22 protein-coding genes are annotated in these 20,797 nt (G+C 74.4%); 13 read left to right on the top strand and 9 right to left on the bottom strand.

What is annotated here, in order from left to right:
* The first annotated feature begins 11 nt into the window (after positions 1–11).
* Genes ACIP93_RS14790 through ACIP93_RS14765 form a run of 6 tightly spaced genes read left to right on the top strand, consistent with a single transcriptional unit; the run spans position 12 to position 7,256 of the window.
* The gene (locus ACIP93_RS14790) at positions 12–1,784 is read left to right on the top strand and encodes a hypothetical protein (protein ID WP_401758643.1); all 1,773 of its coding nucleotides are present in this window, start codon (positions 12–14) and stop codon (positions 1,782–1,784) included.
* 32 nt (positions 1,785–1,816) lie between these two features.
* The gene (locus ACIP93_RS14785; RefSeq protein ID WP_401758640.1) at positions 1,817–3,052 is read left to right on the top strand and encodes a branched-chain amino acid ABC transporter substrate-binding protein; all 1,236 of its coding nucleotides are present in this window, start codon (positions 1,817–1,819) and stop codon (positions 3,050–3,052) included.
* A 52-nt stretch (positions 3,053–3,104) separates the two neighbouring features.
* A complete protein-coding gene (locus ACIP93_RS14780) occupies positions 3,105–4,034 on the top strand; it encodes a branched-chain amino acid ABC transporter permease (RefSeq protein ID WP_401758637.1) in 930 nt (309 codons plus the stop codon).
* Positions 4,035–4,066: 32 nt separating this feature from the next.
* Entirely contained in the window at positions 4,067–5,767 is a 1,701-nt protein-coding gene (locus ACIP93_RS14775) for a branched-chain amino acid ABC transporter permease (protein WP_401758634.1), read from the top strand.
* Positions 5,764–6,543, top strand: coding sequence for an ABC transporter ATP-binding protein (locus tag ACIP93_RS14770; RefSeq protein WP_401758631.1), 780 nt, complete (start codon positions 5,764–5,766; stop codon positions 6,541–6,543). Before ACIP93_RS14775 ends, ACIP93_RS14770 begins: the two co-directional genes overlap by 4 nt.
* Positions 6,540–7,256 carry an ABC transporter ATP-binding protein gene (locus ACIP93_RS14765; RefSeq protein WP_401758628.1) on the top strand — a complete coding sequence of 239 codons (717 nt, stop codon included), beginning with the start codon at positions 6,540–6,542 and terminating at the stop codon, positions 7,254–7,256. Before ACIP93_RS14770 ends, ACIP93_RS14765 begins: the two co-directional genes overlap by 4 nt.
* On the opposite strand, the gene ACIP93_RS14760 is transcribed toward ACIP93_RS14765, so the two are convergent.
* On the bottom strand, positions 7,238–7,792 hold the full coding sequence (locus ACIP93_RS14760; RefSeq protein WP_345217832.1) for a CGNR zinc finger domain-containing protein: 555 nt from the start codon (positions 7,790–7,792) through the stop codon (positions 7,238–7,240). The genes ACIP93_RS14765 and ACIP93_RS14760 overlap by 19 nt on opposite strands.
* 56 nt (positions 7,793–7,848) lie before the next feature.
* On the opposite strand from ACIP93_RS14760, the gene ACIP93_RS14755 reads away from it, so the two are divergent.
* Complete coding sequence (locus ACIP93_RS14755) at positions 7,849–8,646, top strand: AzlC family ABC transporter permease (protein WP_401758624.1); 798 nt, start codon at positions 7,849–7,851, stop codon at positions 8,644–8,646.
* On the top strand, positions 8,643–8,960 hold the full coding sequence (locus ACIP93_RS14750; RefSeq protein WP_401758622.1) for an AzlD domain-containing protein: 318 nt from the start codon (positions 8,643–8,645) through the stop codon (positions 8,958–8,960). The genes ACIP93_RS14755 and ACIP93_RS14750 overlap by 4 nt, the downstream gene beginning before the upstream one ends.
* Here ACIP93_RS14750 and ACIP93_RS14745 read toward each other — a convergent pair.
* From ACIP93_RS14745 to ACIP93_RS14735, 3 genes are all read right to left on the bottom strand, one after another.
* Complete coding sequence (locus ACIP93_RS14745) at positions 8,929–10,350, bottom strand: bifunctional transcriptional activator/DNA repair enzyme AdaA (RefSeq protein ID WP_401758619.1); 1,422 nt, start codon at positions 10,348–10,350, stop codon at positions 8,929–8,931. The genes ACIP93_RS14750 and ACIP93_RS14745 overlap by 32 nt on opposite strands.
* A 118-nt stretch (positions 10,351–10,468) precedes the next feature.
* A complete protein-coding gene (gene rsgA / locus ACIP93_RS14740; protein WP_401758616.1) occupies positions 10,469–11,605 on the bottom strand; it encodes a ribosome small subunit-dependent GTPase A in 1,137 nt (378 codons plus the stop codon).
* 260 nt (positions 11,606–11,865) lie between these two features.
* The gene (locus ACIP93_RS14735) at positions 11,866–12,417 is read right to left on the bottom strand and encodes a CGNR zinc finger domain-containing protein (RefSeq protein WP_401758613.1); all 552 of its coding nucleotides are present in this window, start codon (positions 12,415–12,417) and stop codon (positions 11,866–11,868) included.
* A 56-nt stretch (positions 12,418–12,473) separates the two neighbouring features.
* On the opposite strand from ACIP93_RS14735, the gene ACIP93_RS14730 reads away from it, so the two are divergent.
* Complete coding sequence (locus ACIP93_RS14730; protein ID WP_401758610.1) at positions 12,474–13,634, top strand: MFS transporter; 1,161 nt, start codon at positions 12,474–12,476, stop codon at positions 13,632–13,634.
* Here ACIP93_RS14730 and ACIP93_RS14725 read toward each other — a convergent pair.
* The 3 genes from ACIP93_RS14725 to ACIP93_RS14715 all read right to left on the bottom strand — a co-directional run bounded on the left by ACIP93_RS14725 (position 13,628) and on the right by ACIP93_RS14715 (position 16,908).
* Positions 13,628–14,380, bottom strand: coding sequence for a hypothetical protein (locus ACIP93_RS14725; RefSeq protein WP_401758608.1), 753 nt, complete (start codon positions 14,378–14,380; stop codon positions 13,628–13,630). The genes ACIP93_RS14730 and ACIP93_RS14725 overlap by 7 nt on opposite strands.
* A gap of 287 nt (positions 14,381–14,667) precedes the next feature.
* A complete protein-coding gene (dhbC, locus tag ACIP93_RS14720; protein WP_401758864.1) occupies positions 14,668–15,966 on the bottom strand; it encodes an isochorismate synthase DhbC in 1,299 nt (432 codons plus the stop codon).
* Positions 15,967–16,068: 102 nt separating this feature from the next.
* On the bottom strand, positions 16,069–16,908 hold the full coding sequence (locus ACIP93_RS14715; protein WP_401758605.1) for a 2,3-dihydro-2,3-dihydroxybenzoate dehydrogenase: 840 nt from the start codon (positions 16,906–16,908) through the stop codon (positions 16,069–16,071).
* Positions 16,909–17,257: 349 nt separating this feature from the next.
* Here ACIP93_RS14715 and ACIP93_RS14710 point away from each other — a divergent pair, with 349 nt between their 5' ends.
* Positions 17,258–17,908, top strand: a complete 651-nt coding sequence (locus tag ACIP93_RS14710) for an SAM-dependent methyltransferase (protein WP_401758602.1) — start codon at positions 17,258–17,260, stop codon at positions 17,906–17,908.
* A gap of 139 nt (positions 17,909–18,047) precedes the next feature.
* Positions 18,048–18,692: a phosphotransferase family protein gene (locus ACIP93_RS14705; protein ID WP_401758599.1), complete on the top strand. Its 645-nt coding sequence runs from the start codon at positions 18,048–18,050 to the stop codon at positions 18,690–18,692.
* 21 nt (positions 18,693–18,713) lie between these two features.
* Here ACIP93_RS14705 and ACIP93_RS14700 read toward each other — a convergent pair whose 3' ends face one another.
* Positions 18,714–19,037 (bottom strand): hypothetical protein, encoded by a 324-nt coding sequence (locus ACIP93_RS14700; protein ID WP_401758596.1) that lies wholly within the window; start codon positions 19,035–19,037, stop codon positions 18,714–18,716.
* Positions 19,038–19,086: 49 nt separating this feature from the next.
* Here ACIP93_RS14700 and ACIP93_RS14695 point away from each other — a divergent pair, with 49 nt between their 5' ends.
* Positions 19,087–19,482, top strand: coding sequence for a VOC family protein (locus ACIP93_RS14695; protein ID WP_401758592.1), 396 nt, complete (start codon positions 19,087–19,089; stop codon positions 19,480–19,482).
* On the opposite strand, the gene ACIP93_RS14690 is transcribed toward ACIP93_RS14695, so the two are convergent.
* A complete protein-coding gene (locus ACIP93_RS14690; RefSeq protein WP_401758589.1) occupies positions 19,419–20,210 on the bottom strand; it encodes a helix-turn-helix domain-containing protein in 792 nt (263 codons plus the stop codon). The two genes, ACIP93_RS14695 and ACIP93_RS14690, sit on opposite strands and share 64 nt — an antisense overlap.
* A gap of 128 nt (positions 20,211–20,338) precedes the next feature.
* Here ACIP93_RS14690 and ACIP93_RS14685 point away from each other — a divergent pair, with 128 nt between their 5' ends.
* Positions 20,339–20,788 carry a CU044_2847 family protein gene (locus ACIP93_RS14685; protein ID WP_345217803.1) on the top strand — a complete coding sequence of 150 codons (450 nt, stop codon included), beginning with the start codon at positions 20,339–20,341 and terminating at the stop codon, positions 20,786–20,788.
* Positions 20,789–20,797: the final 9 nt, after the last annotated feature.

The following is a 20,797-nucleotide window of genomic DNA, read 5'->3' as shown; positions in this document are numbered from 1 at the left end:
AGGACCGTCGGATGCGTCTCCCCCGCCCCACCCCGTCGAAGGTCGTGCTCGCGGCGACCGCCGCCGCCGCCGTGACCGCGGCCCTCCTCGCGCCCGTCCCCGGGGACGCGGTCGCCGCCGCGCCCGCCGACCCGGGCATCCCCACCGTCTGCGCGGACCGCCGGCCGGAGCCGGTCGATCCCAAGTCGTACGGGATGCAGCTCGACAAGAGCTTCCTGCACCCCTCGCTGACCCCGCTCGACGAGGAGCACCCGCACCCCTTCCCGGGGCGGAACGCGCGGTACGACACGAAGTCGTACAGCAGGAACATGAAGGTCGAGGCGGCCTACGAGGGCGCGGACTTCACCCCGGACCACTTCCACACCTGGCAGAACGTCGTGGACTTCGACGGCCGCCGCTACCTCTTCCAGTACGACCGCTCCGAGGCCCGCGTCTACGACGTGACCGACGTGAAGAAGGTCAGGATCGTCGAGAAGCTGACCCGCGCGGACGTCGGCGGCGACGAGTCGAAGGCGAGCCGGGACTGGGCCGCCGGGGACTACTGGGGCGGCTCCACCGTCCAGTGGAACAAGAAGCTGAACGCCTATGTGATGGTGGTGAGCTTCGAGGACAAGCGGCAGATCAGCGAGCTGAAGGACCAGCCGGGCCAGGACAAGTACAGCAACCCGGACGGCGTGGCGAAGCTGCGCGCGAAGAAGGGCCTGAAGGGTTTCAAGGTCTACCGCCTGGACGGGCCGCGGAAGAAGGACTGGAGGCTGCTGGCCACCGTCTCGACGGACTCCACCCAGCGCGATCCGCTGCACAGCGACCTCAGCAGGCCGCAGCAGGGCTCGGGTTCGCTGGACGTGCCGTACTGGACCGGGGGCAGGTACATGTTCCTCGCGGTCGCGCCCGACGACAGCTACGCGAACAACGAGTACCCGACGAACCTGCACTCCGCCGGCTACCAGTCCTGGGACATGTCCGACCCCGCGCACCCGAAGCTGCTCGACACCTGGCACCTGCCGGGCCAGGTCACCGGCGAGTCCGCCGCGTACCGGCAGAACCCGCGGTGCGGGAACCGGACGAGCTGGCTGGGCGCGCGGATGCCGCTCTTCGTGCCCAGGCCGCCCGAGCAGGGCGGGCGTCACGCGTTCGCGGTGCAGGGCGGACTCGGGCTCACCGTGCTCGACATCTCGGACCCGGCGAGGATGCGGGCCGTCGGCCACCTGGACCTGCCGCCGTCGGTGGCGGGCACCGAGGGCGACAACGTGGACGTGTCGCAGTACGAGCGGACCGGCATGGTCTACGTCTCCGGCTACCCGCTCACCGAGGACTGCTACGAGCCGTACAAGGAGATCTTCCAGGTCGACGCGAAGGACCCGGCGAACCCGCGGATCGTGGGCCGCCTCCCGCGGCCGACCCCGCCGAAGGAGGCCGGGTTCACCGACTACTGCCAGCGGCGCGGCAGCTTCGGCCCCAAGCGGACCGGCTACTACACCAACCCCGGCAAACACGACGCGGGCGTCCTGAGCTACGGCTTCTACAACGCCGGTGTGCAGTTCTTCGACGTGACGAAGCCACAGAAGCCGCGCGTCGCGGCGTACTTCGTGCCGAAGGCGTACGGCAGGGACACCCCCGAGTACGCGTACGGCAACCAGACGCACGGCGTGTACGTCGAGTGGGACCGCAACATCGCGTGGGCGCTGACCAACCACGGCATCTACGCCCTGTCCGCCCCCAAGGTGCTCGGCGAGCCGAACCTCGGGCGGCCGGACCGGCCGTTCCGCAACAGCCAGCCGTGATCTTCCTCCCTCCCCGCAAAGGACCTCCTCCCATGCGCAGAAGCACCGTCGCCCTGCCCGCTCTCGCGGTCTGCTCCGCCCTCCTGGTCTCCGCCTGCGGCACCCGCTCCGGGGCCGGCGCGGCGGACGGCACGGCCGGTGGCGGGACCACCGTCGTCATCGGCTTCGACGGCCCGCTGACCGGCGACCTGTCGGCCCTGGCGATCGGGGCGAAGAACGCCGCCCAGCTCGCCGTCGACCAGGCCAACAGGTCCCGGGCCGTGCCCGGGGTGACGTTCGCCCTGAAGTCGCTGGACGACCAGGGCCAGCCCGGCACCGGCCAGCAGAACGCCACCGCGCTCACCGGCGACAAGCAGGTGCTCGGCGTGGTCGGCCCGCTGAACTCGGGCGTCGCCAAGTCCATGCAGATGATCTTCGAGCAGGCGAAGCTGGCCGTCGTCTCCCCGGCGACCACCAGCCCCGGCCTCACCCAGGGCGACAACTGGGCGAAGGGCGCCAAGGAGCGCCGTTTCACGACGTACTTCCGCACCGCCACCACGGACGCGGTGCAGGGCCCCTTCGCCGCCCAGCACCTGCACGACACCCTGAAGCTCACCAAGGTCTTCGTCGTCGACGACAAGAAGGCGTACGGGGCGGGCCTGGCGGCCACCTTCACCGCGGAGTTCGAGAAGCGCGGCGGGCAGGTGGTGGAGACCGACCAGATCAACTCCGGCGAGAAGGACTTCTCCTCGGTGATCAACAAGATCAGGACCTCGGGCGCGCAGTTCGTCTACTACGGCGGCGAGTACCCGGACGCGGGCCCCCTGACGGGCCAGTTGAAGAAGGCGGGCGTGAAGATCCCGCTGGTCGGCGGCGACGGCATCTCGGACGCCAACTTCGTCGAGCTCGCGGGCGGCGGCGCGACGGGCGACTACTGCACCACGGTCGGCGCGCCGCTGGAGGACGGCGCGGCGGGCAGGGCCTTCGCCGCGGCGTACGAGGCGGCGGAGTTCAAGGACCCCTACGGCGCCTACGGCGGCTACGCGCACGACTCGGCGACCACGCTGATCGAGGCCGTGAAGGCGGTGGTCGCGGCGAACGGCGGCAAGCTGCCGGCCGACGCCCGCGCGAAGGTCACCGCGGCGGTGCAGAAGGTCTCCTTCGACGGGGTGACGGGCAAGGTCTCCTTCGACGCGTTCGGGGACACCACCAACCGGCAGTTGACGGTCAACCAGGTGAAGGACGGCGCGTGGACACCGGTCACCAGCGGCACCTTCACCCCCAAGTAGCCGGCTCGTTCCCCTCGTTCCCCTCTCCCACGGACTCCACGGAGGCGTCGCAGTGCACGAACTGCCGCAAATGCTGGCCAACGGCCTGCTGCTCGGCTCGATGTACGGGCTGATCGCCATCGGCTACACGATGGTCTACGGCATCGTCCAGCTCATCAACTTCGCCCACGGCGAGGTCTTCATGACCGGGGGCTTCGGCGCCCTCACCGCGTTCCTGATGCTGCCGGACGGTGTGTCGTCGTGGCTGGCGCTGCCGGTGATGCTGCTGGCCGCCGTGCTGGTGTCCACGTCGGTGGCGGTCCTCGCGGAGCGGCTCGCCTACCGGCCGCTGCGCGGGTCGTCCCGGCTGGCCCCGCTGATCACGGCGATCGGCCTGTCCATCGCCGTCCAGCAGATGGTGTGGGCCTGGTATCCGGACGCCAAGCAGGCCCGCACCTTCCCGCACCTGCCGGGCGGCCCCTTCGCGGTGGGTCCGGTCACCGTGCAGACCGGGGACGTGTTCCTGGTGGCGTCCGCGGTCCTGTCGATGCTCGCGCTGACGTGGTTCGTCCGCGGCACCCGCACCGGACGCGCCATGCAGGCCACCGCGCAGGACCCGGACACCTCCCGGCTGATGGGCATCAACACCGACCGGATCATCGTCACCGCGTTCGCCATCGGGGCGGCGTTCGCCGCGCTGGCGGCGGTGGCGCACGGGCTGCGGTACGGGCAGGTGGACTTCCGGATGGGCTTCGTCACCGGGCTGAAGGCGTTCACGGCCGCCGTGCTGGGCGGCATCGGCTCGATCCAGGGCGCGATGCTGGGCGGCCTGGCGCTGGGCCTGGCGGAGGCGCTGGCTTCCGGTTACGTGAAGTTCCTGCCGGGTCTGGAGCTCTTCGGCGGCGGGGCGTGGGCGAACGTGTGGGCGTTCGCGCTGCTGATCGTGGTGCTGCTGATCCGGCCGCAGGGCCTGTTCAGCAAGCTCACCGCGGACAGGGCGTGAGGGGGATGGGGACCGCGACAGGGAGGAAGGGCGTGCGGGGGACGGACACGACGACCGGCCTGACGGAGACGGCCCCCGCCGCACCGCCGGCCGCCGCGCCGTCCGCGCGGGCGGGCCGGGCCCGGGCGCTCACCGCGGCGGGCGGTGTGCTGACCGCCGCCTCCGCCTTCGTGGCGTGGACGTGGACGCGGGAGTTCCCCGGGGACCTGACGGTGAACGGGTGGCCGGGCGGGCTGCAGGTGCTCACCCTGGTGTCCGGGCTGCTGACGGTGCTCGGCTCGCTGGGCGGGTACGGGGTGAGGGGCTTCCGGTGGGCGGCGCCGGCCGGGGCGACGGCCGCGCTGCGGTGGTACGCGCTGGGCGCGCTGGCCGTCACCTGGTTCGCGGTGGCGTCGATCGCCTGGACGCTGGGCGGCGCGGTGAACGTGGTGGGGGGCGGCTGGTTCGCGGCGGCGGCCTCGGCGGTGCCGATGGCGGGGGCGTTCCTGCTGCCGCCGGACGCGCGGGAGCCCGCGAGGGCGCGACGGCTTCCCGCCTGGGCCGAGCTGTCGCTGATCTCGGCCGCCGCGGGCGCCGGGCTGCTGGTCTTCACGTACGGCATCGGGACGGAGGGCGCGCTGTTCGCCGGGTTCCTGGTCACGGCGGGTTTCGCGGCGGCCGGTCTGGCGAGGGCGGGATTGCTCGCCCGACTGACCGGGCTGACGGCCCGGCACCGTACGACGGCCGCCGCGGCGGCGCTCGTGGCCGCGGTCGCCTTCCCCTTCACGGGCTCCGACGAGACGTACATGTCGGTGGGCGTGAACATCCTGATCTTCGCGACGGTGGCGCTCGGCCTGAACGTGGTCGTGGGCCTGGCCGGGCTGCTCGACCTCGGTTACGTGGCCTTCCTGGGCGTGGGCGCGTACACGGCGGCGCTGGTGTCGGGCGCGTCCGCCTCCGCTCTCGGTCTCCGTCTGCCCTTCTGGGCGGCGGTGCTGGCGGGCGGTCTCGTCTCCATGCTGTTCGGTCTGCTCATCGGCGCGCCGACGCTGCGGGTGCGGGGCGACTACCTCGCGATCGTGACGCTGGGCTTCGGCGAGATCTTCCGTATCGCCGTGAACAACCTCGACGGGGTCTCCGGGCCGAACATCACGGGCGGCCCCGGCGGCATCCCCAACATCCCCGACCTGTCCCTCCTCGGCTTCGACTTCGGCGCGACCCATGTGGTCGCCGGGGTCGAACTGGGCCGCTTCGCCAACTACTTCCTGCTGATGCTGCTGGTCACCGCCGTGGTGGTGGTCGTCTTCCAGCGGGTCGGGGAGTCACGGACCGGGCGGGCGTGGGTGGCGATCCGCGAGGACGAGACGGCGGCGACCGCGATGGGCGTCAACAGCTTCCGGCTGAAGCTGACCGCCTTCGCGCTGGGCGCGGCCCTGGCGGGCGTCGCGGGCACCGTGCAGGCGCACGTGTCGTACGCGGTGGTCCCCGACCCGTACCAGTTCGCCGGCGCGGTGCCGCCCAACTCGGCCTTCCTGCTGGCCGCGGTGGTCCTCGGCGGGACGGGCACGGTGGCGGGGCCGCTGATCGGAGCGGCGCTCCTCTACCTGATCCCGATGAAGCTCCAGTTCCTGCAGGACTACCAACTGATGGCCTTCGGTATCGCGCTGATCCTGCTGATGCGGTTCCGGCCGGACGGCCTGGTCGCGGACCGGCGGGGGCGCGTGGACCACGACGCGGCGGGAGCCACGGCATGAGTGACGCGTACGTACTCGACGCGACCGGCGTCACCATGCGCTTCGGCGGGCTGACCGCCGTGCGCGGGGTGGACCTGAGGGTCGGCGGCGGCGAGATCGTGGGCCTGATCGGCCCGAACGGGGCGGGCAAGACCACCTTCTTCAACTGCCTGACCGGGCTGTACGTCCCGACCGGGGGCACCGTCCGGTACCGGGGCGCGGTCCTGCCGCCCAAGCCCCACCTGGTGACGAAGGCGGGCATCGCCCGCACCTTCCAGAACATCCGCCTCTTCGCGCACATGACGGTCCTGGAGAACGTCCTGGTCGGCCGCCACACCCGCACCAAGGAGGGCCTGCTGTCGGCTCTGGTGCGGGGCCCCGGCTTCCGGCGCGCGGAGGCGGAGTCACGCGAACGCGCCCTGGAACTCCTGGAGTTCACGGGTCTCGCCGCCAAGGCGGACCAGCTCGCCCGCAACCTCCCCTACGGCGAGCAGCGCAAGCTGGAGATCGCCCGCGCGCTGGCGAGCGATCCGGGTCTGCTCCTGCTCGACGAGCCGACCGCCGGGATGAACCCCCGGGAGACACGCGTGACGGAGGAGCTGGTGTTCGCGATCCGCGACCGGGGCACCGCCGTGCTGGTCATCGAGCACGACATGCGCTTCGTCTTCGAGCTCTGCGACCGGGTCGCCTGCCTGGTGCGGGGCGAGAAGCTGGTGGAGGGCACGGCCGACGTCGTACGGGGCGACGAACGCGTCGTCGCCGCCTACCTGGGCACCACGGAAGGGGCCGCCGCGTGACCGCGCTGCTGGAGGTCGAGGACCTCCGTGTCTCGTACGGCAGGATCGAGGCCGTGAAGGGGATCTCGTTCCGGGTGGAGGAGGGCCAGGTGGTGACCCTGATCGGCGCCAACGGCGCGGGCAAGACCACCACCCTCCGCACCCTCTCCGGCCTCCTGAGACCGGCCGGCGGCCGCATCGTCTTCGACGGCACGCCGCTCTCCGGCGTCCCCGCCCACCGCATCGTCTCCCTCGGCCTGGCCCACTCCCCCGAGGGCCGGCACATCTTCCCGCGCCTGACCATCACGGAGAACCTCCGGCTCGGGGCGTTCCTGCGCGGCGACAAGGCGGGCATCGCCCGGGACGTCCGGCGGGCGTACGACCTCTTCCCGGTCCTGGGCGAGCGGAGGCGGCAGGCGGCCGGCACCCTGTCGGGCGGCGAGCAGCAGATGCTGGCCATGGGGCGGGCGCTGATGTCCCGCCCCAGGCTCCTGATGCTGGACGAGCCCTCCATGGGCCTGTCCCCGATCATGATGCGGAAGATCATGGAGACGATCCGGGAGCTGAGGTCCACGGGTACGACGATCCTGCTGGTCGAACAGAACGCGCAGGCGGCGCTCGCGCTGGCCGACCAGGGCCACGTGATGGAGACCGGCAGGGTCGTCCTCTCCGGCACGGGCTCAGACCTGCTCCACGACGCGTCCGTCCGCAGGGCCTACCTGGGCGAGGACTGAGCGTTCCGCGCGTAGTGGCGGCGCGCCCTGGCCCGGTTGCCGCAGTCGCCGGAACTGCACCAGCGGCGGTTGCCCGCCCGGGTGCGGTCCAGGTAGAACCAGCCGCAGCCGGGCCCCTGGCACCGGCCGATCCGCTCGGCGTCCGGACCCGACAGCAGCTCCTCGGCCGACAGGGCGAGGGCGTCGGCGAGCCCGGCGGGCCGCCAGCGCAGCGGCAGCTCCGCCGGCAGGCGGGCCCGTTGCCGCGCGCCCACGATCGCCCGGTTCAGCTCCTGCCAGGGGGCGGACGGCAGCGGGCGGACACCGTCGGCCAGGGCGTCCAGGATCTCCCCGAGCGCGTTCCGCAACGCGGGGAGGCCGTCGGCCCCGCCCGGCGGCGCGTCGATTCCGGCGCCGGCCGCCCACCGGGCCCACTCCCGCGCGCCCGTCACGCGCTCCGTGCGGCGGGCGTCGTCGGTGCGCCAGGCGACGGTGTTGACGAGGTCGAGGACGGGGTGTCCGGCGATGAACTGGGGCTCGGGTCTGTCGAGGGTCACGTCCCCAGGATAGCGTTCTAACACCCTCAACGCGTTTAGCTTGTTAGAGTGGCGGGATGAGCGACTCCTCTCGCACGGACGCCTCACCCACGCCCCCGGCCGCCCCGACGCCCCGGAAACCGGACCCGCCGCCCGGGGACCCCTCGAACCCCGCACCCTCCGACCCCGGTTCCGGCGCCCCCGCGCCGCGCACGCGTTTCCGGGCCGGGCTGCGGATCGGTGCGGGGTTCGGCGCGGCCTCCTTCCTGCTCGCGCTGAGCTTCGGGGCGGTGACGCAGGCGCAGGGCTGGGGCGTCGTCGTGCCGATCGTCTGCTCGGCGGTGGTGTTCTCGGGCTCGGCCCAGTTCGCCCTGGTGGCCACGCTCTCCACCGGCGGGCTGGGCTCGGCCGTGGCGGCCGCCGCGATGATCAACTCCAGGTTCCTGCCGATGGGCGTCGCCGTCGCGGGCGACCTGCGCGGCGGGCGGCTGCGGCGGGCCTTCGAGGGGCAGGCGGTGGTCGACGCCTCGTGGGCGGCGGCGCACCTGGGCGGCGGCCGCTTCGACCGGTCGCTGCTGTTCGGGGCGACGCTCGCGCAGTGGCCGCCGTGGGTGGCGGGCACCGCGCTGGGCGTCGTGCTCGCCCCCGACGCAGGCCTCCAGCACACGCTGGGCCTGGACGTCCTGACCCCCGCGCTGTTCGCCGCGCTCCTCCTGGACGAGCTGCGCAAGGACCGCGCCAACCGCCTGCCGGCGCTCGCGGGCGCGCTGCTCGCCGCCGTGCTCATCGCCTTCCTGCCCACCGGGCTCGCCCTGATCGGCTCGGGGCTGGCGGCGCTGACGGGCCTGTGGCGCCGGAAGGGGGCCCGGGCATGAGCCCCGCCGTCCTGTGGACCGCCGTCGGGGCGGTCGCCCTCGTCAGCTTCGCCTGCAAGGCGGCGGGCCCCGCCGTCCTCGCGGGCCGCGAACTGCCCGACCGGGCGCGCACGGTGATCGCCCTGCTCGCGCCCGTGCTGCTGGCCGCCTTCGTGCTCGTGGAGATCGCGGGCCCCGGCTGGTCGGACCTCGATCCGGCGGTGCTCGCCGGCCTCGCCGCCGTCATCGGGCTGCGGCTGTGCCGGGTGCCGTTGGCGTTGGCGCTGGTGGGGGCGGTGGTGGTCACCGCACTGGTACGGGCGGCGTGGGGGTGAGACGGGCGGCGCCCGGGACACGGGCGCCCAGGGCGAGGTGCTGGGCGGCGTAGGAGCGCCAGGGCCGCCAGCTCTCCTCGTCCGGCAGGTCCGGGAGCGCGACGTCCGGGTCGCCCAGCGCGCGCATCCGGATGCGGGCCGCCGTCCGTGCCGCCAGGCCCGGCACACCGGCCAGCGCCCGTGCCGCCGCCTCCCGGTCGGCTCCCGGATCGAGTCGTACGGTCCCGGCCGCGAGCGCCGCGGCCAGCGGACCGGCGTCCGGCTCGCCGGTCAGGGCGTCCGGCGTCGGGAAGAGCCGGTCGAGGGTGCCGCACGGGTGGGGGTGGGCCTCCCCGTGCGCCTCGACCAGCGCGGCGGCCCGCTCCCGGCCGACCCGCAGGCGCAGCGCGCACTCGTCGGGGTCGGCGGCGCCGGGCGAACGGAGCCCCGGCCGCGCCTCCACGAGCGCGGTGAGCCTCGGGTCCGCCCCGAGCCGTTCGTCGACGGCGTACGGGTCGGCGTCCAGGTCGAACAGACGGCGCAGGCGCTGCACGGCGGTGGTGAGGTCGCGCAGGTCGGAGAGGCTGACCCGGGCGTCGAGCCAGCCGGGGCGCGGAGCCTCGTCCACGGAGACGACCCCGGTGCCGTGCGGCAGCCGCAGGGTGCGCCGGTAGGTGCGCGTGCCCGGCTCGCCGAGTACCTCCTCGATCCGGGGCACGGCCTCCGCCGCGAGGAGGTCGAAGGTCTCGCGGGCGGCACAGGGGCCCCGGTAGGCGAGCCGGAGGGGGACACCGGCGACGAGGGGGTGGCCGGGAGCCGTGCCGTCGGGGGCGGGGCAGGCGAGCCGGGTGCCGCGTTCGGCGCGCAGTTGGGTGGGCGTACGGGCGTAGATCCCGCGCACCGTGTCGTTGAACTGGCGCACGCTCCCGTAACCCGAGGCGAAGGCGATGTCGGTGACCGGGAGCCGGGTCGTCTGGAGGAGGACGCGCGCGGTGTGCGCCCGCTGCGCGCGGGCCAGGGCGATCGGCCCCGCCCCCAGTTCCGCCGTGAGCTGGCGCTGGACCTGCCGGGAGCTGTAGCCCAGCCGGGCGGCGAGGCCCGGGACGCCTTCCCGGTCGACCACTCCGTCGGCGATCAGCCGCATCGCCCGGCCGACGGCGTCCGCGCGGACGTTCCACTCCGCCGACCCCGGCACCGCGTCCGGGCGGCAGCGGCGGCACGCCCGGAAGCCGTGGCCCTGGGCGGCGGCCGCCGTGGGGAAGAAACGCACGTTGGCCCGCTTGGGGGTGACCGCCGGACAGCTCGGGCGGCAGTAGATGCCGGTGCTGGTCACCGCGAAGAAGAACACCCCGTCGAAACGGGCGTCCCGGCTGCTCACGGCCTCGTAGCGGGTGTCGTCGGCGGCGTTCATGCCCCCAGTGTGCGCCGCCCCGGCCCCCCGGGCTCGCGGGATTCGGACATCGAGTCCGGGGAGCCGGGGAGGGCGGGGCGGTCGCGTCGTACGGCCGGAAGAACCCCCGGGGCGGGCGCTACCGGATGCGCTGCCCGCGCTTGAGGGCGCCGTTGGTGCGGCCCTCGGCCCCCATCTGCTTCCAGTTCTTCAGCATCTCCTGGCGCAGCCGGGCGTCGGTCTTGGCGACGATGCGCCGGTTCTCGCGCATCAGCTTGCGCCAGCTCTCCAGCCGGCGCTCGGGCAGCGAGCCGTCCTCGATGGCGGCGAGCACGGCGCAGCCCGGCTCGGAGACGTGCCCGCAGTCGTGGAAGCGGCACTCCTCGGCCAGTTCGCCGATCTCGGAGAACACCTGGCCGACCCCGGCCTCGGAGTCCCACAGCCCGACCCCGCGCAGCCCGGGGGTGTCGATGAGGACTCCCCCGCCGGGCAGCGCGAGCAGGTTGCGGGTGGTGGTGGTGTGCCGCCCCTTGCCGTCGACGTCACGGGCGGCCTGCACCTCCATCACGTCCTTGCCCAGCAGGGTGTTGGCCAGCGTGGACTTGCCCGCGCCGGACACGCCGAGCAGCACGCTGGTGCCGCCGGCGACGATCGCCCCGAGGACGTCCAGGCCCTCCCCGGTGGCGGAGCTGACGGCCAGCACCTGGACGCCGGGCGCGGTGGTCTCCACGTCCTCGACCAGGTAGGAGCGCCCGGTGGCGTCCGGGACGAGGTCGCTCTTGGTGAGGACGACCAGCGGCTGCGCGCCCGACTCCCAGGCCAGGGCGAGGAAGCGTTCGATGCGCCCGAGGTCCAGTTCGACGGCGAGCGAGACCGCGATGACCGCGTGGTCGACGTTGGCGGCGAGGATCTGCCCCTCGGACCGCTGGGAGGAGGTGGACCGTACGAACGCGGTACGGCGCGGCAGCAGCGCACGGATCAGTTGCGGATCACCGGCGGGCTCGACGGCGGCCCAGTCGCCGGTGCACACCACGCGCAGCGGGTCGTGCGGAGTGACGAGCGCGGTGTCGGCGCGGACGAGTCCGCCGGCGGTGACGACATCGGCCTGCCCCCGGTCGACCCGCACGACACGGCCGGGCAGCAGGCCCTGCTCGGCGTACGGGGCGAACTCGGCCTCCCACCGCGCGTCCCAGCCGTACGGCGAGAGCGGGTGCGAGGACGCGGAAGCGTGGAGCGGGGAAGCGGAAGCAGACTGCGGGGAAGCAGCAGAAGACAAGGTGGGACCCTTCAGGGACGGCCCCGGCACCGCGTTCACGGACGCGGAAGGTGAAGCGATTCAGCCGGTGGCCACGGAGGTGGTGGGGAGAACGGGCTTCCGGGTGCGCGCGGCACCCATGACGACGACGGCAGCCATCGGGCCCACCTCCTGCCTTGTTTCGACCGGCTGACCGGCAGTGCTTGAGCACCGCCGGAGGAACAGGCTGAACCATAACCGCACCCTCCGGCGGCGCGCCACAGGTTTTCTCCCGGGTTCCGTCACGGCCGCCCGGCGGGCGGCTGCCCCCGCCCCCAGCGGTGGGCGGCGACGCGTTCGCGGGTGGCGCAGCGGCGGGAGCAGTAGCGGCGCTCCGGGCCGCTGCCGTGGGCGAGGTAGACGTGCGGGCAGCGCGGGGAGGCGCAGAGTCCGCCCGGGGGCGCCTGCCGGTCCCACAGGAGCACGGTCAGGGCGAGCACGGAGGAGGCCAGGAACCATTCGCCCCAGGGTGCTTCGTCGTCGCTGTCCAGGTGCGGATGCCATCCGGTGCCGCCGTCGTGCGAGGTGAGCCGCAGCTGGCCCCGGACCTCGCCCAGCAGCCCGTTGAGGGTGGCGGCCGCGGTGTCTGCGTCGGTGGCGGCGAACACCTCCCGCAGGGACAGGGCCGCCGCGCGGAGGCCGGCGAGGTCTCCTTCGTCGAGGCCGAGCGGCTCCGTCTCCCCGTACTCCAGGAGGACTTCCGCGACCGCGTCCACCGCGGCGGCGTCCTGCCCCCGTTCGCTCAGGACATTGATCAGGGCCACGGTCCGCCGGGCGGTGCGCATCGTCAGCATCCGTCGAATGTAACGCTACTGGTGCGTCTTTGCGTTACCGACGTAACGTGCCCGCCATGCCGAAGCGTTGCTCCCTGGAGTTCTATGCGGCCGGGGCCGTCCTCGCCCGCACCGGTGACGAGATGTCGGGCCCCGCCCTCCTGCTGCTGGCCCTCGCCGTCACCGGTTCGTCGTCCACCGCCGCGTCCCTGCTGGCGGCGCTGACGGTCGCGGCGGCGCTGGGCGGACCGCTGTTCGGGGCCCTGCTCGACCGGGCCCGCAAGCCGGGACGGCTGCTCGCCGGATCGCTCGCGCTGTACGCCGCGGGGTTGGCGGCCGTCCTGCTGACGCTGGGCCGCACCCCCGCCCCGGTTCCGCTCCTGCTGGCCGCCGGGGCCGGGCTCCTCGGCCCGGCGCTGTCCGGCGGCTGGTCCTCCCGGCTGCCCGACGCCGTCCGGCGGTCCGGGCTTCCCCGGGCCGGCGCGCTGGACGCGATGACCTTCGACGCGGCCGCGCTGGCGGGTCCCGTCCTGGCCGCGGGAGTCACGGCGGCCGCCGGGGCGGAGGCCTCCGTCGTCGTGGCGGCGGCGCTCGTCGCCGCGGCGCTCCCGGTGGCATGGCGCTTCCCCGCGTCCCCGGACCGCACGAGGACCGGTACGTCCGTGGCGGCGGGCCTCGCCGCCGGATTCCGCGTCCTGCTGCGCCGCCGCCCGCTCGCCCGGGCGACGGCCGCCTCCGTGCTGTCCTGCGCGGGCGAGGGCGTGTTCGTCGCGGTGACTCCGCTGCTCGGGGCGTCGGCGCTGGGCGGAGCGCACCGGGGCGCCCTGCTGCTCTCGCTGTCCGCCGGCGCCGCGCTCGCCGCCAACGCGTCACTGGCCCGCCGCCCGCTCCCGCCGCGGCCGGACGCCGTGCTCGGGCCGAGCGCGGCCCTGCTCGCGGTCGCGATGCTCCTCGCCGCGACGCGGCACCCGGGGCTCCTCGTCGCCGCCGCCGTGCTCGCGGGCTGCGCGACGGGGCCGCAGCTCACCGCGCTCTTCGCGATACGTCACCGGGAGGCTCCCGAAGGGCTGCGCGGCCAGGTGTTCACGACCGGGGCCAGTCTGAAGATCACCGGGTTCGCGCTGGGCGCGGCGCTCGCCGGGCCGGTGGCCGCACGGTCCGTCCCGGCGGCGCTGCTGGCCGCGGCGGTGTTCCAGGCACTGGCCGCGCTGGTCTGCCGACGGCGGGCCCTTCAGTGATGGCCGGTGAAGACCTGGGCCATCATGTCCAGCGCGGTGTGCAGTTCGAGCAGTTCGGCGGCTTCGATCACCGGGTCCAGCGCCGGGTCGCTCGACGTCACCGTGATCCTCTTGTCGCCCTCCCCGATCTCCATCCGTACGTCCACGGACCGTCCCGTGGGGAGGGCGAGGGTGACGGTGGCGGCCGTGGCGATCGGCCGCAGGAAGGTGATCTCGGAGTCGGCCCGCTTGATCTGCTGGGTCAGCTCGTGGGCCGTGTTGCGCGAGGCGCGGTACACGTGCGAGTGGTGCAGCGCGATCTGGAGGAAGTCGGAGAGCTCCTCCCCGGTCTCCAGCCGGGCCTCGGCCGGCAGGTCGTCGAGCAGGAGGGCCGCGATGCTGCGGTAGGCCCCGGACAACTGGTGGGCGACCGTGCTGAGCGGTCCGGGGTCGGCGGTGTCCTCGACGAAGGGTTCGGTCAGCTCGTGTGTCGTACGGGCCGCCTTGTCGGCGGCTTCGGCGGTGAGCGCGTCCGGGCGCGGGACGGGGGCGGCCTCCCAGTCGTTCCAGTCGATGCCGCGTGCCGCGAGGACCTCGTACACGGCGTCGCGCGAGAGCTGCGCGTGCGATCCCAGCTGGGTCGCGTTGCGGACTCCGGCGCGCCAGGCGGCTTCGATCAGGTCCTCCCGGTTCTCCGGGGTGCTGTGCGCGAGGGCCTGCACCGCGTCGAACCGGGAAATGTGCGATTCCTGTCCATTCTTGGTCATAACGGCCAAGGTAGGGCCAATCGCCCAGCGGGTCCGGCACCCACACCGCGCCGCCCGTGCGGCGACCACCCCGGTGCGCGCGCCGGCGCCGCCACGGCACGGCCGCAGCGCGTGCCGGGGCGGCGCCGGTCACCCGTCGCCGCCACGACGGGTCACCGCGGGGCCCTCCCGGAGGCCCCGTCGCCCGCACCCCGCAGGAGGTGCGGGCGGGTCCACGGGTGCGGACGGAACCGAAGCCCGGGAGCACGCCCGACCGCCCGCGCGCGGGCGCACCGGAACGCCGGGGCTCAGCCGCGCGAGCCCTCGTCCGCCCCCACCGCGTGCAGGAAGGTCCGGAACTTGGCCCCCGTCTCCGCCGTCTCCGCCTCCGGCTCGGACGCCGCGACGACGCCCGCGCCCGCGTACAGCCGCAGCATGCGCTCCTCGGCCTCGGCGCACCGGATGGTCACGACCCACTCGCCGTCCCCGTCCGCGTCGCCCCAGCCGATCATCCCGGTGAAGAACCCCCGGTCGAACGGCTCCGTCTCCGCGATGACCTGACGTGCCGTCAGCGTCGGGGTGCCGCACACGGCCGGCGTCGGGTGCAGCGCCGAGGCCAGCTCCAGCGCGGAGGCCGCGCCCTCCTCGGGAAGGGTGCCGGTGACCGTCGTCGACAGGTGCCACATCGTGGCGGTACGGATCAGCGTCGGCTTGGCCGGCACGTCGAGCGACGTGCAGTACGGAGCCAGCGCCCCGTGCACCGCGTCGACGACCACCGCGTGCTCGTGCAGGTCCTTCGCGGAGGCGAGCAGCGCCGCCGCCCTGCGCACGTCCTCCGCGAGGTCCTCGCTGCGCGGGGTGGACCCGGCGAGCGGGTTGGCGACGACCTTGTTCCCGCGCCGCGAGACCAGCAGTTCGGGGCTGGCCCCCAGGAGCGTGCGCCCCTCACCCGTACGGACGGCCCCGTCGGCCTCGACGCCGGTCGGCAGCGCGAAGGTGTAGCCCGAGGGGTCCCGCCGCGCCAGCCGCTGGAGCATCACCGGCAGGTCCAGCGGCGCGTCCGCGGTCAGCTCCAGCGTGCGCGCCAGCACCACCTTGCTGAACTCGCCCCGCCACATCCGTTCCACGACGGCTGCGACCCCGGCCCCGTACACCTCGGGCTCCGGCACCGGCCGCACCTGCCACGTCGCGGCGGTGGGCAGGTCGGCCGGGAGGGCTATCAGCGGGTCGTTGGCGAGCGGCGGCCCGTCCTGGACGAACTCCGGCACCGCGAGGGCGGCGGGCGCGCTCTGGTCGAACGGCACCGCGCCGATGACGACCGGCCGGGGCTGCCCGTCGCGCCGGGCGGCCGCCAGGGTCTCCGCGACCCGCTCGCTCAACGGCGCTTCCCCGTGCGGGACTTCACGCGCGGGACCGTCGGACAGCAGGGTCCTGGTGGGAGTGGCGAGGAAGCGCGCGCCGGGGGTGTACGCGTCCAGCAGCGCGGTGGCCGCACCGACGGCGGGGTGTGCCGCACCGGCGGCGGGGAGCGCCGTCCCGGCGGGGCGGCCGGGGCGCGGGGCGGGAACCGCAGCGGTGGCGGAGGCGATTTCGGGGGCCGTCGACACGGTGTCCACGGGTTCTCCAATGCTCGTGAGGATGTGGGGGCGGGAGCGAGAGAAGGGCGCAACCAGGAAGAACCAGGAAGAGGGAGGGAGCGGGCGGGCCGGTCAGCGCAGGGTCGCGCCGCCGTCGACGTAGATGTCCTGCATGGTGATGTGCCGCGCCCGGTCGGACGCCAGGAAGAGCACCGCGTCGGCGATGTCCTCGGGCTGGGCGATCCGCCCGAGCGGTATGCCGTTCTTGTACGAGGCGAGGTCGCCGTCGATCAGGGCGCGTTCGGCGTCGGGCCGCCCCTCCCCCATGCCGCGCAGCATGGGCGTGTCGGTGGAGCCGGGCGCGACGACGTTGCAGCGCACCCCGCTGCGGGCGACCTCCAGGCCCAGGCACTTGGTGAACATGGCGGCCGCGGCCTTGGAGGCGGCGTACGCGGCCATGCCGGTGCGCGGTATCCCGGCGGCGTTGGAGGCGACGGTGACGACGCACCCCTTGCGGCGCTCCGCCATGCGGGCGGCGGCGGCGCGCGAGGCGTGGAAGACGCCGGTGGTGTTCACGGCGAAGGTGTCGGCCCAGTCCTGGTCGGTGAGTTCGGTGGCGGGCGCGGTGCGCAGGATTCCGGCGACGTTCACCAGCAGGTCCAGCGGCCCGAGTTCGTCCTCGGTCCGGGCGACGACCGCGTCCACGGCTGCCGCGTCGGTGACGTCGAGCGGGTACGCCACCACCCTCCCCGGGCCGCCCGCACCGGCCAGCTCCGCGGCCAGGGCCTCGACGCCCGCCGCCGCGCGGTCGGTGGCGGCGACTGTCGCACCCCGCGCTGCCAGGGCCCGCACCACCGCTTCACCGATGCCCTGTCCCGCGCCGGTGACGAGCGCGACACGGCCGGCGAATTCGCCGCGGCCCGCGAACTCACCCGGGGCGGACGGCGATTGCGACGGTATGTGCTCAGGCATGCAGAGTCCTTCCGGGGTTTTGTTAGGTGAGCCTAACCTAATGCATGATGAAGATCGACAATACTCGGCCCGGTGAAACTTAGGCTAGCCTCACCTTACGATCACCCGACACGGGGGTGCCACCGGCGTACCCGCCACCCCTGACCGCCGCGCGGCCGAAAAACCCCGGGTGAACAAAGCGGGCAGAACCACCGCAGACCGGAACAGGCCCGCCCCGTCGGCCCTGTTCGGGCGGGCCGCCCCGACTGGGGTTTGCCGTTCCGGCAAGAACCTTTGCCGCAGCGGCGGAGGCGGGCGGAGGCTGTGGGCACGCAGACAGCGACCCCACTTCACTTCGCGGAGGCACCCGATGACGACCCCCGACAACACCCAGGACCCGACGCGCACGGACTCCACGGAATTCTGGGACGGCCGTTACGCGGAGAGCGACCGTGTCTGGAGCGGCGAGGCGAACGTGGTCCTGGTCCGGGAGGTCGCCGGGCTGACCCCCGGGCGGGCCCTGGACCTGGGCTGCGGCGAGGGCGCGGACGCGGTGTGGCTGGCCCGGCGGGGCTGGCGGGTCACGGCGACGGACATCTCCCGGGTGGCCCTGGACCGGGCCGCCCGGCACGCGGCGGAGGCGGGCGTCGCCGACCGCGTCGACTGGCAGCGCCACGAACTCGGCAAGACCTTCCCCGAAGGCGAATTCGACCTGGTCTCCAGCCAGTTCCTGCACTCCCCGACGGAACTGCCCCGTGAGGAGATCCTCCGCCGGGCGGCGCGGGCGGTGGCCCCCGGCGGCCGCCTCCTCGTCGAAGGCCACTCCGGCTGGCCCTCCTGGCAGCCGAACCCGCACCCGGAGGTGCACCTGCCGTCCCCGCAGGAGGTGGTGGAGTCGCTGCGCCTGGACGAGGACGCCTGGGAGATCCTGATCTGCGCGGAACACGACCGCGTGCAGCTCACCCCGGACGGCGAGGAGGCCACCCGCACGGACTCGACGGTCCTGGCCCGCCGCCGCTGACCGCCGCCTGCCGCACCCCTCGGCGCCGGCAGGCGCGCGGCCGGGGCGAGGCCGCCCCTCGCCCCGGCCCGGCGTCAACCCGCCGCCCGGTACCGCCACAACCGCCCGTGCGCCCTCCCGGATGAGCAAAGCTGGCTCCATGGAACTGTTGCCGCACGGATACACCAACCACACCACCCATCACGCGGGAGTCGTCACCAAGACGTACAAGGGCAGGGACGCCCAGCGCCGGATGGAGCGGGAGGCCGCCGCCCTGTGCGGCCTGGAGACGCTCGGGGCGGTCCTGCCGGTGCCCCAGTTGATCGGCTGCACCGGGGAGAGCCTCAGCATGACCTTCCTGGAGGGCGTGCACGGCCAGGACCTGATCGACGCGGGCTGGGGGGACCCCGTACTGCGCACCTGCGGGGCCGCGTTGCGGGCGGTGCACTCGGTGGACGCCGTGGAGGTGTTCCCCCGGGCGCGGCCCGGGTCGGTGCTGGTGCACGGCGACTTCGGGCCGAACAACATGCTGCTGACCGACGACGGCTCCCACCTCACCGGCCTGCTCGACTGGGAGTGGGCGCACGCGGGCGACCCGGTGGAGGACCTGGCCTGGTGCGAGTGGATCGTCCGCACCCACCACCCGCAGTGGGTGGCCGCGCTGGAGGGGTTCTTCGACGCGTACGGGGCACGGCCCTCCTGGACGGCGCGGCACCGGGCGATGACCGCCAGGTGCCGAGAGCTCGTCGGCTTCCAGCCGCACCGGGTGGACCTGCTCATCGCCACGGAGAACTGGACGGAGTGACGCGCGGCTCCCCACCGCCCGTCAACTCCCCTCCACCGCGGACGCCTTCGCCTCGATGTCCGGACCGAGGCGGCACCGCGGCCCCGCGGCGGGCGTCCGGTGGCGGCGGTCCCGTGCGGGGCGTCGTGGTCCGCACCCGGCGGCCGTCAGGGCCTCGTAGGTGGCGTCCACGTCGGCCGCGTCCGGCGTCCACACCGCCGCGTCCCGGGCGTCCACGTACTGGAGCGGACGGTCGCGGGACACCGGCGCCGGGCCGCCACGGGCGACGCGGTCCAGCCGGCCGGTGTCCTGGCCTGGCCCGGGACCGGCCCGGACGCCGCACCCGCGGCGGAACGGGAGTTCCACGTCCGATTTCTTCAAGATCCGCGCGGGCCGCCCGGGATACGTTCCGCGCATGACTCCTCGCTTCGACTGCATCAGCCTGGTCACCGCCGATCTCGCCGCCTCCCTCGCCTTCTACCGCCGCCTCGGCGTCCCGGTGCCCGACGGCGCCGAGTCGCTGCCGCACGTGGAGGCCCCGCTGCCCGGCGGGCTGCGCCTCCTGTGGGACACCGAGGACGTGATGCGCTCCGTCGACCCCTCCTGGCAGAGGCCGACGGGCGGCGACCGGACCGGCCTCGCGTTCCGCTGCGACGACGCCGCCGACGTGGACGCCACGTACGAGGCCCTGACGGCCGCCGGGCACCCGGGCAGCAGGAAGCCGTGGAACGCGGAGTGGGGCCAGCGCTACGCCGTGGTGCTCGACCCGGACGGGCTCGGGGTCTCGCTCTTCGCCGACGACCTCGCCTGACGCGCCGCCAGCGCCGCGTAGGCGCGCAGCGTCATGCCCGCCAGCTCCCGGGTCTCGCGCGCCAGATGGGCCTGGTCCGCACAGCCCGAGCGGTGCGCCGCCTCCGCGAACGGCGTTCCCTCCCGTACGAGGCCGAGCGCACGCCGCAGCCGCAGCACCCGGGCGAGGGTCTTGGGCCCGTACCCGAAGGCGTCGAGGGAGCGGCGGTGCAGTTGCCGGGTCCCGAGACCGACGGCCTCGGCGGCCGCGCCGACCGTGGCCCCGGCCTCCAGTGCGGCCGCGACGGCCCGCATCACCGGGTCCGGGGGTCCGGCGCCGGCGGCCCGGCGCAGCGCGAACTCCTCCAGTGCCCCCGCCGGATCGGCCGCGCCGGCGATCCGGTCGCCCGCCTGCCGTGCGTCGCCCGGCGCCCACACCGCGTCGAGCGGCACCCGCCGGTCCCGCAGGGTGTGCGCGGGTACGCCGAGGAAGGCGGCCCCGGTGCCCGGTGCGAAGCGGATTCCGGTGTAGCGGCCGCCGGGGCTGTCGGACGCGGCGTGGGCGCGGGTGTCGGGGCCCGCGACGATCAGGCGTCCGTCGATGAGGATCAGGTCCATGCAGCCGTCGGGCAGCACCGGGTACGCCGCCGGGCCGGGTGCGGGGCCGGAAGCGGGGGCGGGGTCGGCTTCGCGTCGCCAGAGGACCGCGCCGTCCAGCCGGGACGGGCGTTCCCGATAGGTGCCGGGCATGCCCCCAGGCTACGTCGCACCCCTGTGCCCCGTCGGCCGGTGCGCCGGCCCGCTGGCACTCGTACCCGCCCTCGGGGACAATGTGCGGCCACTGGCGGAACACGACTGACGTGGTGGCGGGGGCTGTTGTGAGTGAGCTGATGCAGTTCGAGACGGCGGACGGCGGGCACGTGGTCGTCGAGATCGACCATGCTCCGCGCGGGGCCACGCTGGTCTCGCGCCGGGACAACCTGCTGGACGCGGGGCGCAGCTTCGACGGCGCCCTGGAGGGCATCCGCGCGGCCGCCGAGTCCGCGCTGCGGACGTTCCGGGACGGCGCGCTCAGCCCGGACGGCGTGGAGCTGGAGTTCGGCGTGAAGCTGACGGGCGAGGCGGGGGCGGTGATCGCGAAGAGCTCGATGGAGGGTCACATCACGGTCAAGCTGGCATGGGGCTCGAAGGTGGCGCCGCCGGAAGCCGCGGCGCCTGCCACGGCCGCCCCCGCGGCCACGCCCCCCGCCACGACCGCGGCCCGCGCCCCGGGCACGGTCCCCGGCCCCGCGTCGCCGCCCGGCGCGCCCGGAGCCGCCGCTCCGTGAGGTGCCACG

Source organism: Streptomyces sp. NPDC088745 (assembly GCF_044751045.1).
GTDB lineage: Bacteria > Actinomycetota > Actinomycetes > Streptomycetales > Streptomycetaceae > Streptomyces > Streptomyces cremeus.
The sequence above is the reverse complement of the archived record's forward strand: the minus strand, read 5'-3'. Positions and strand labels throughout refer to the sequence as shown.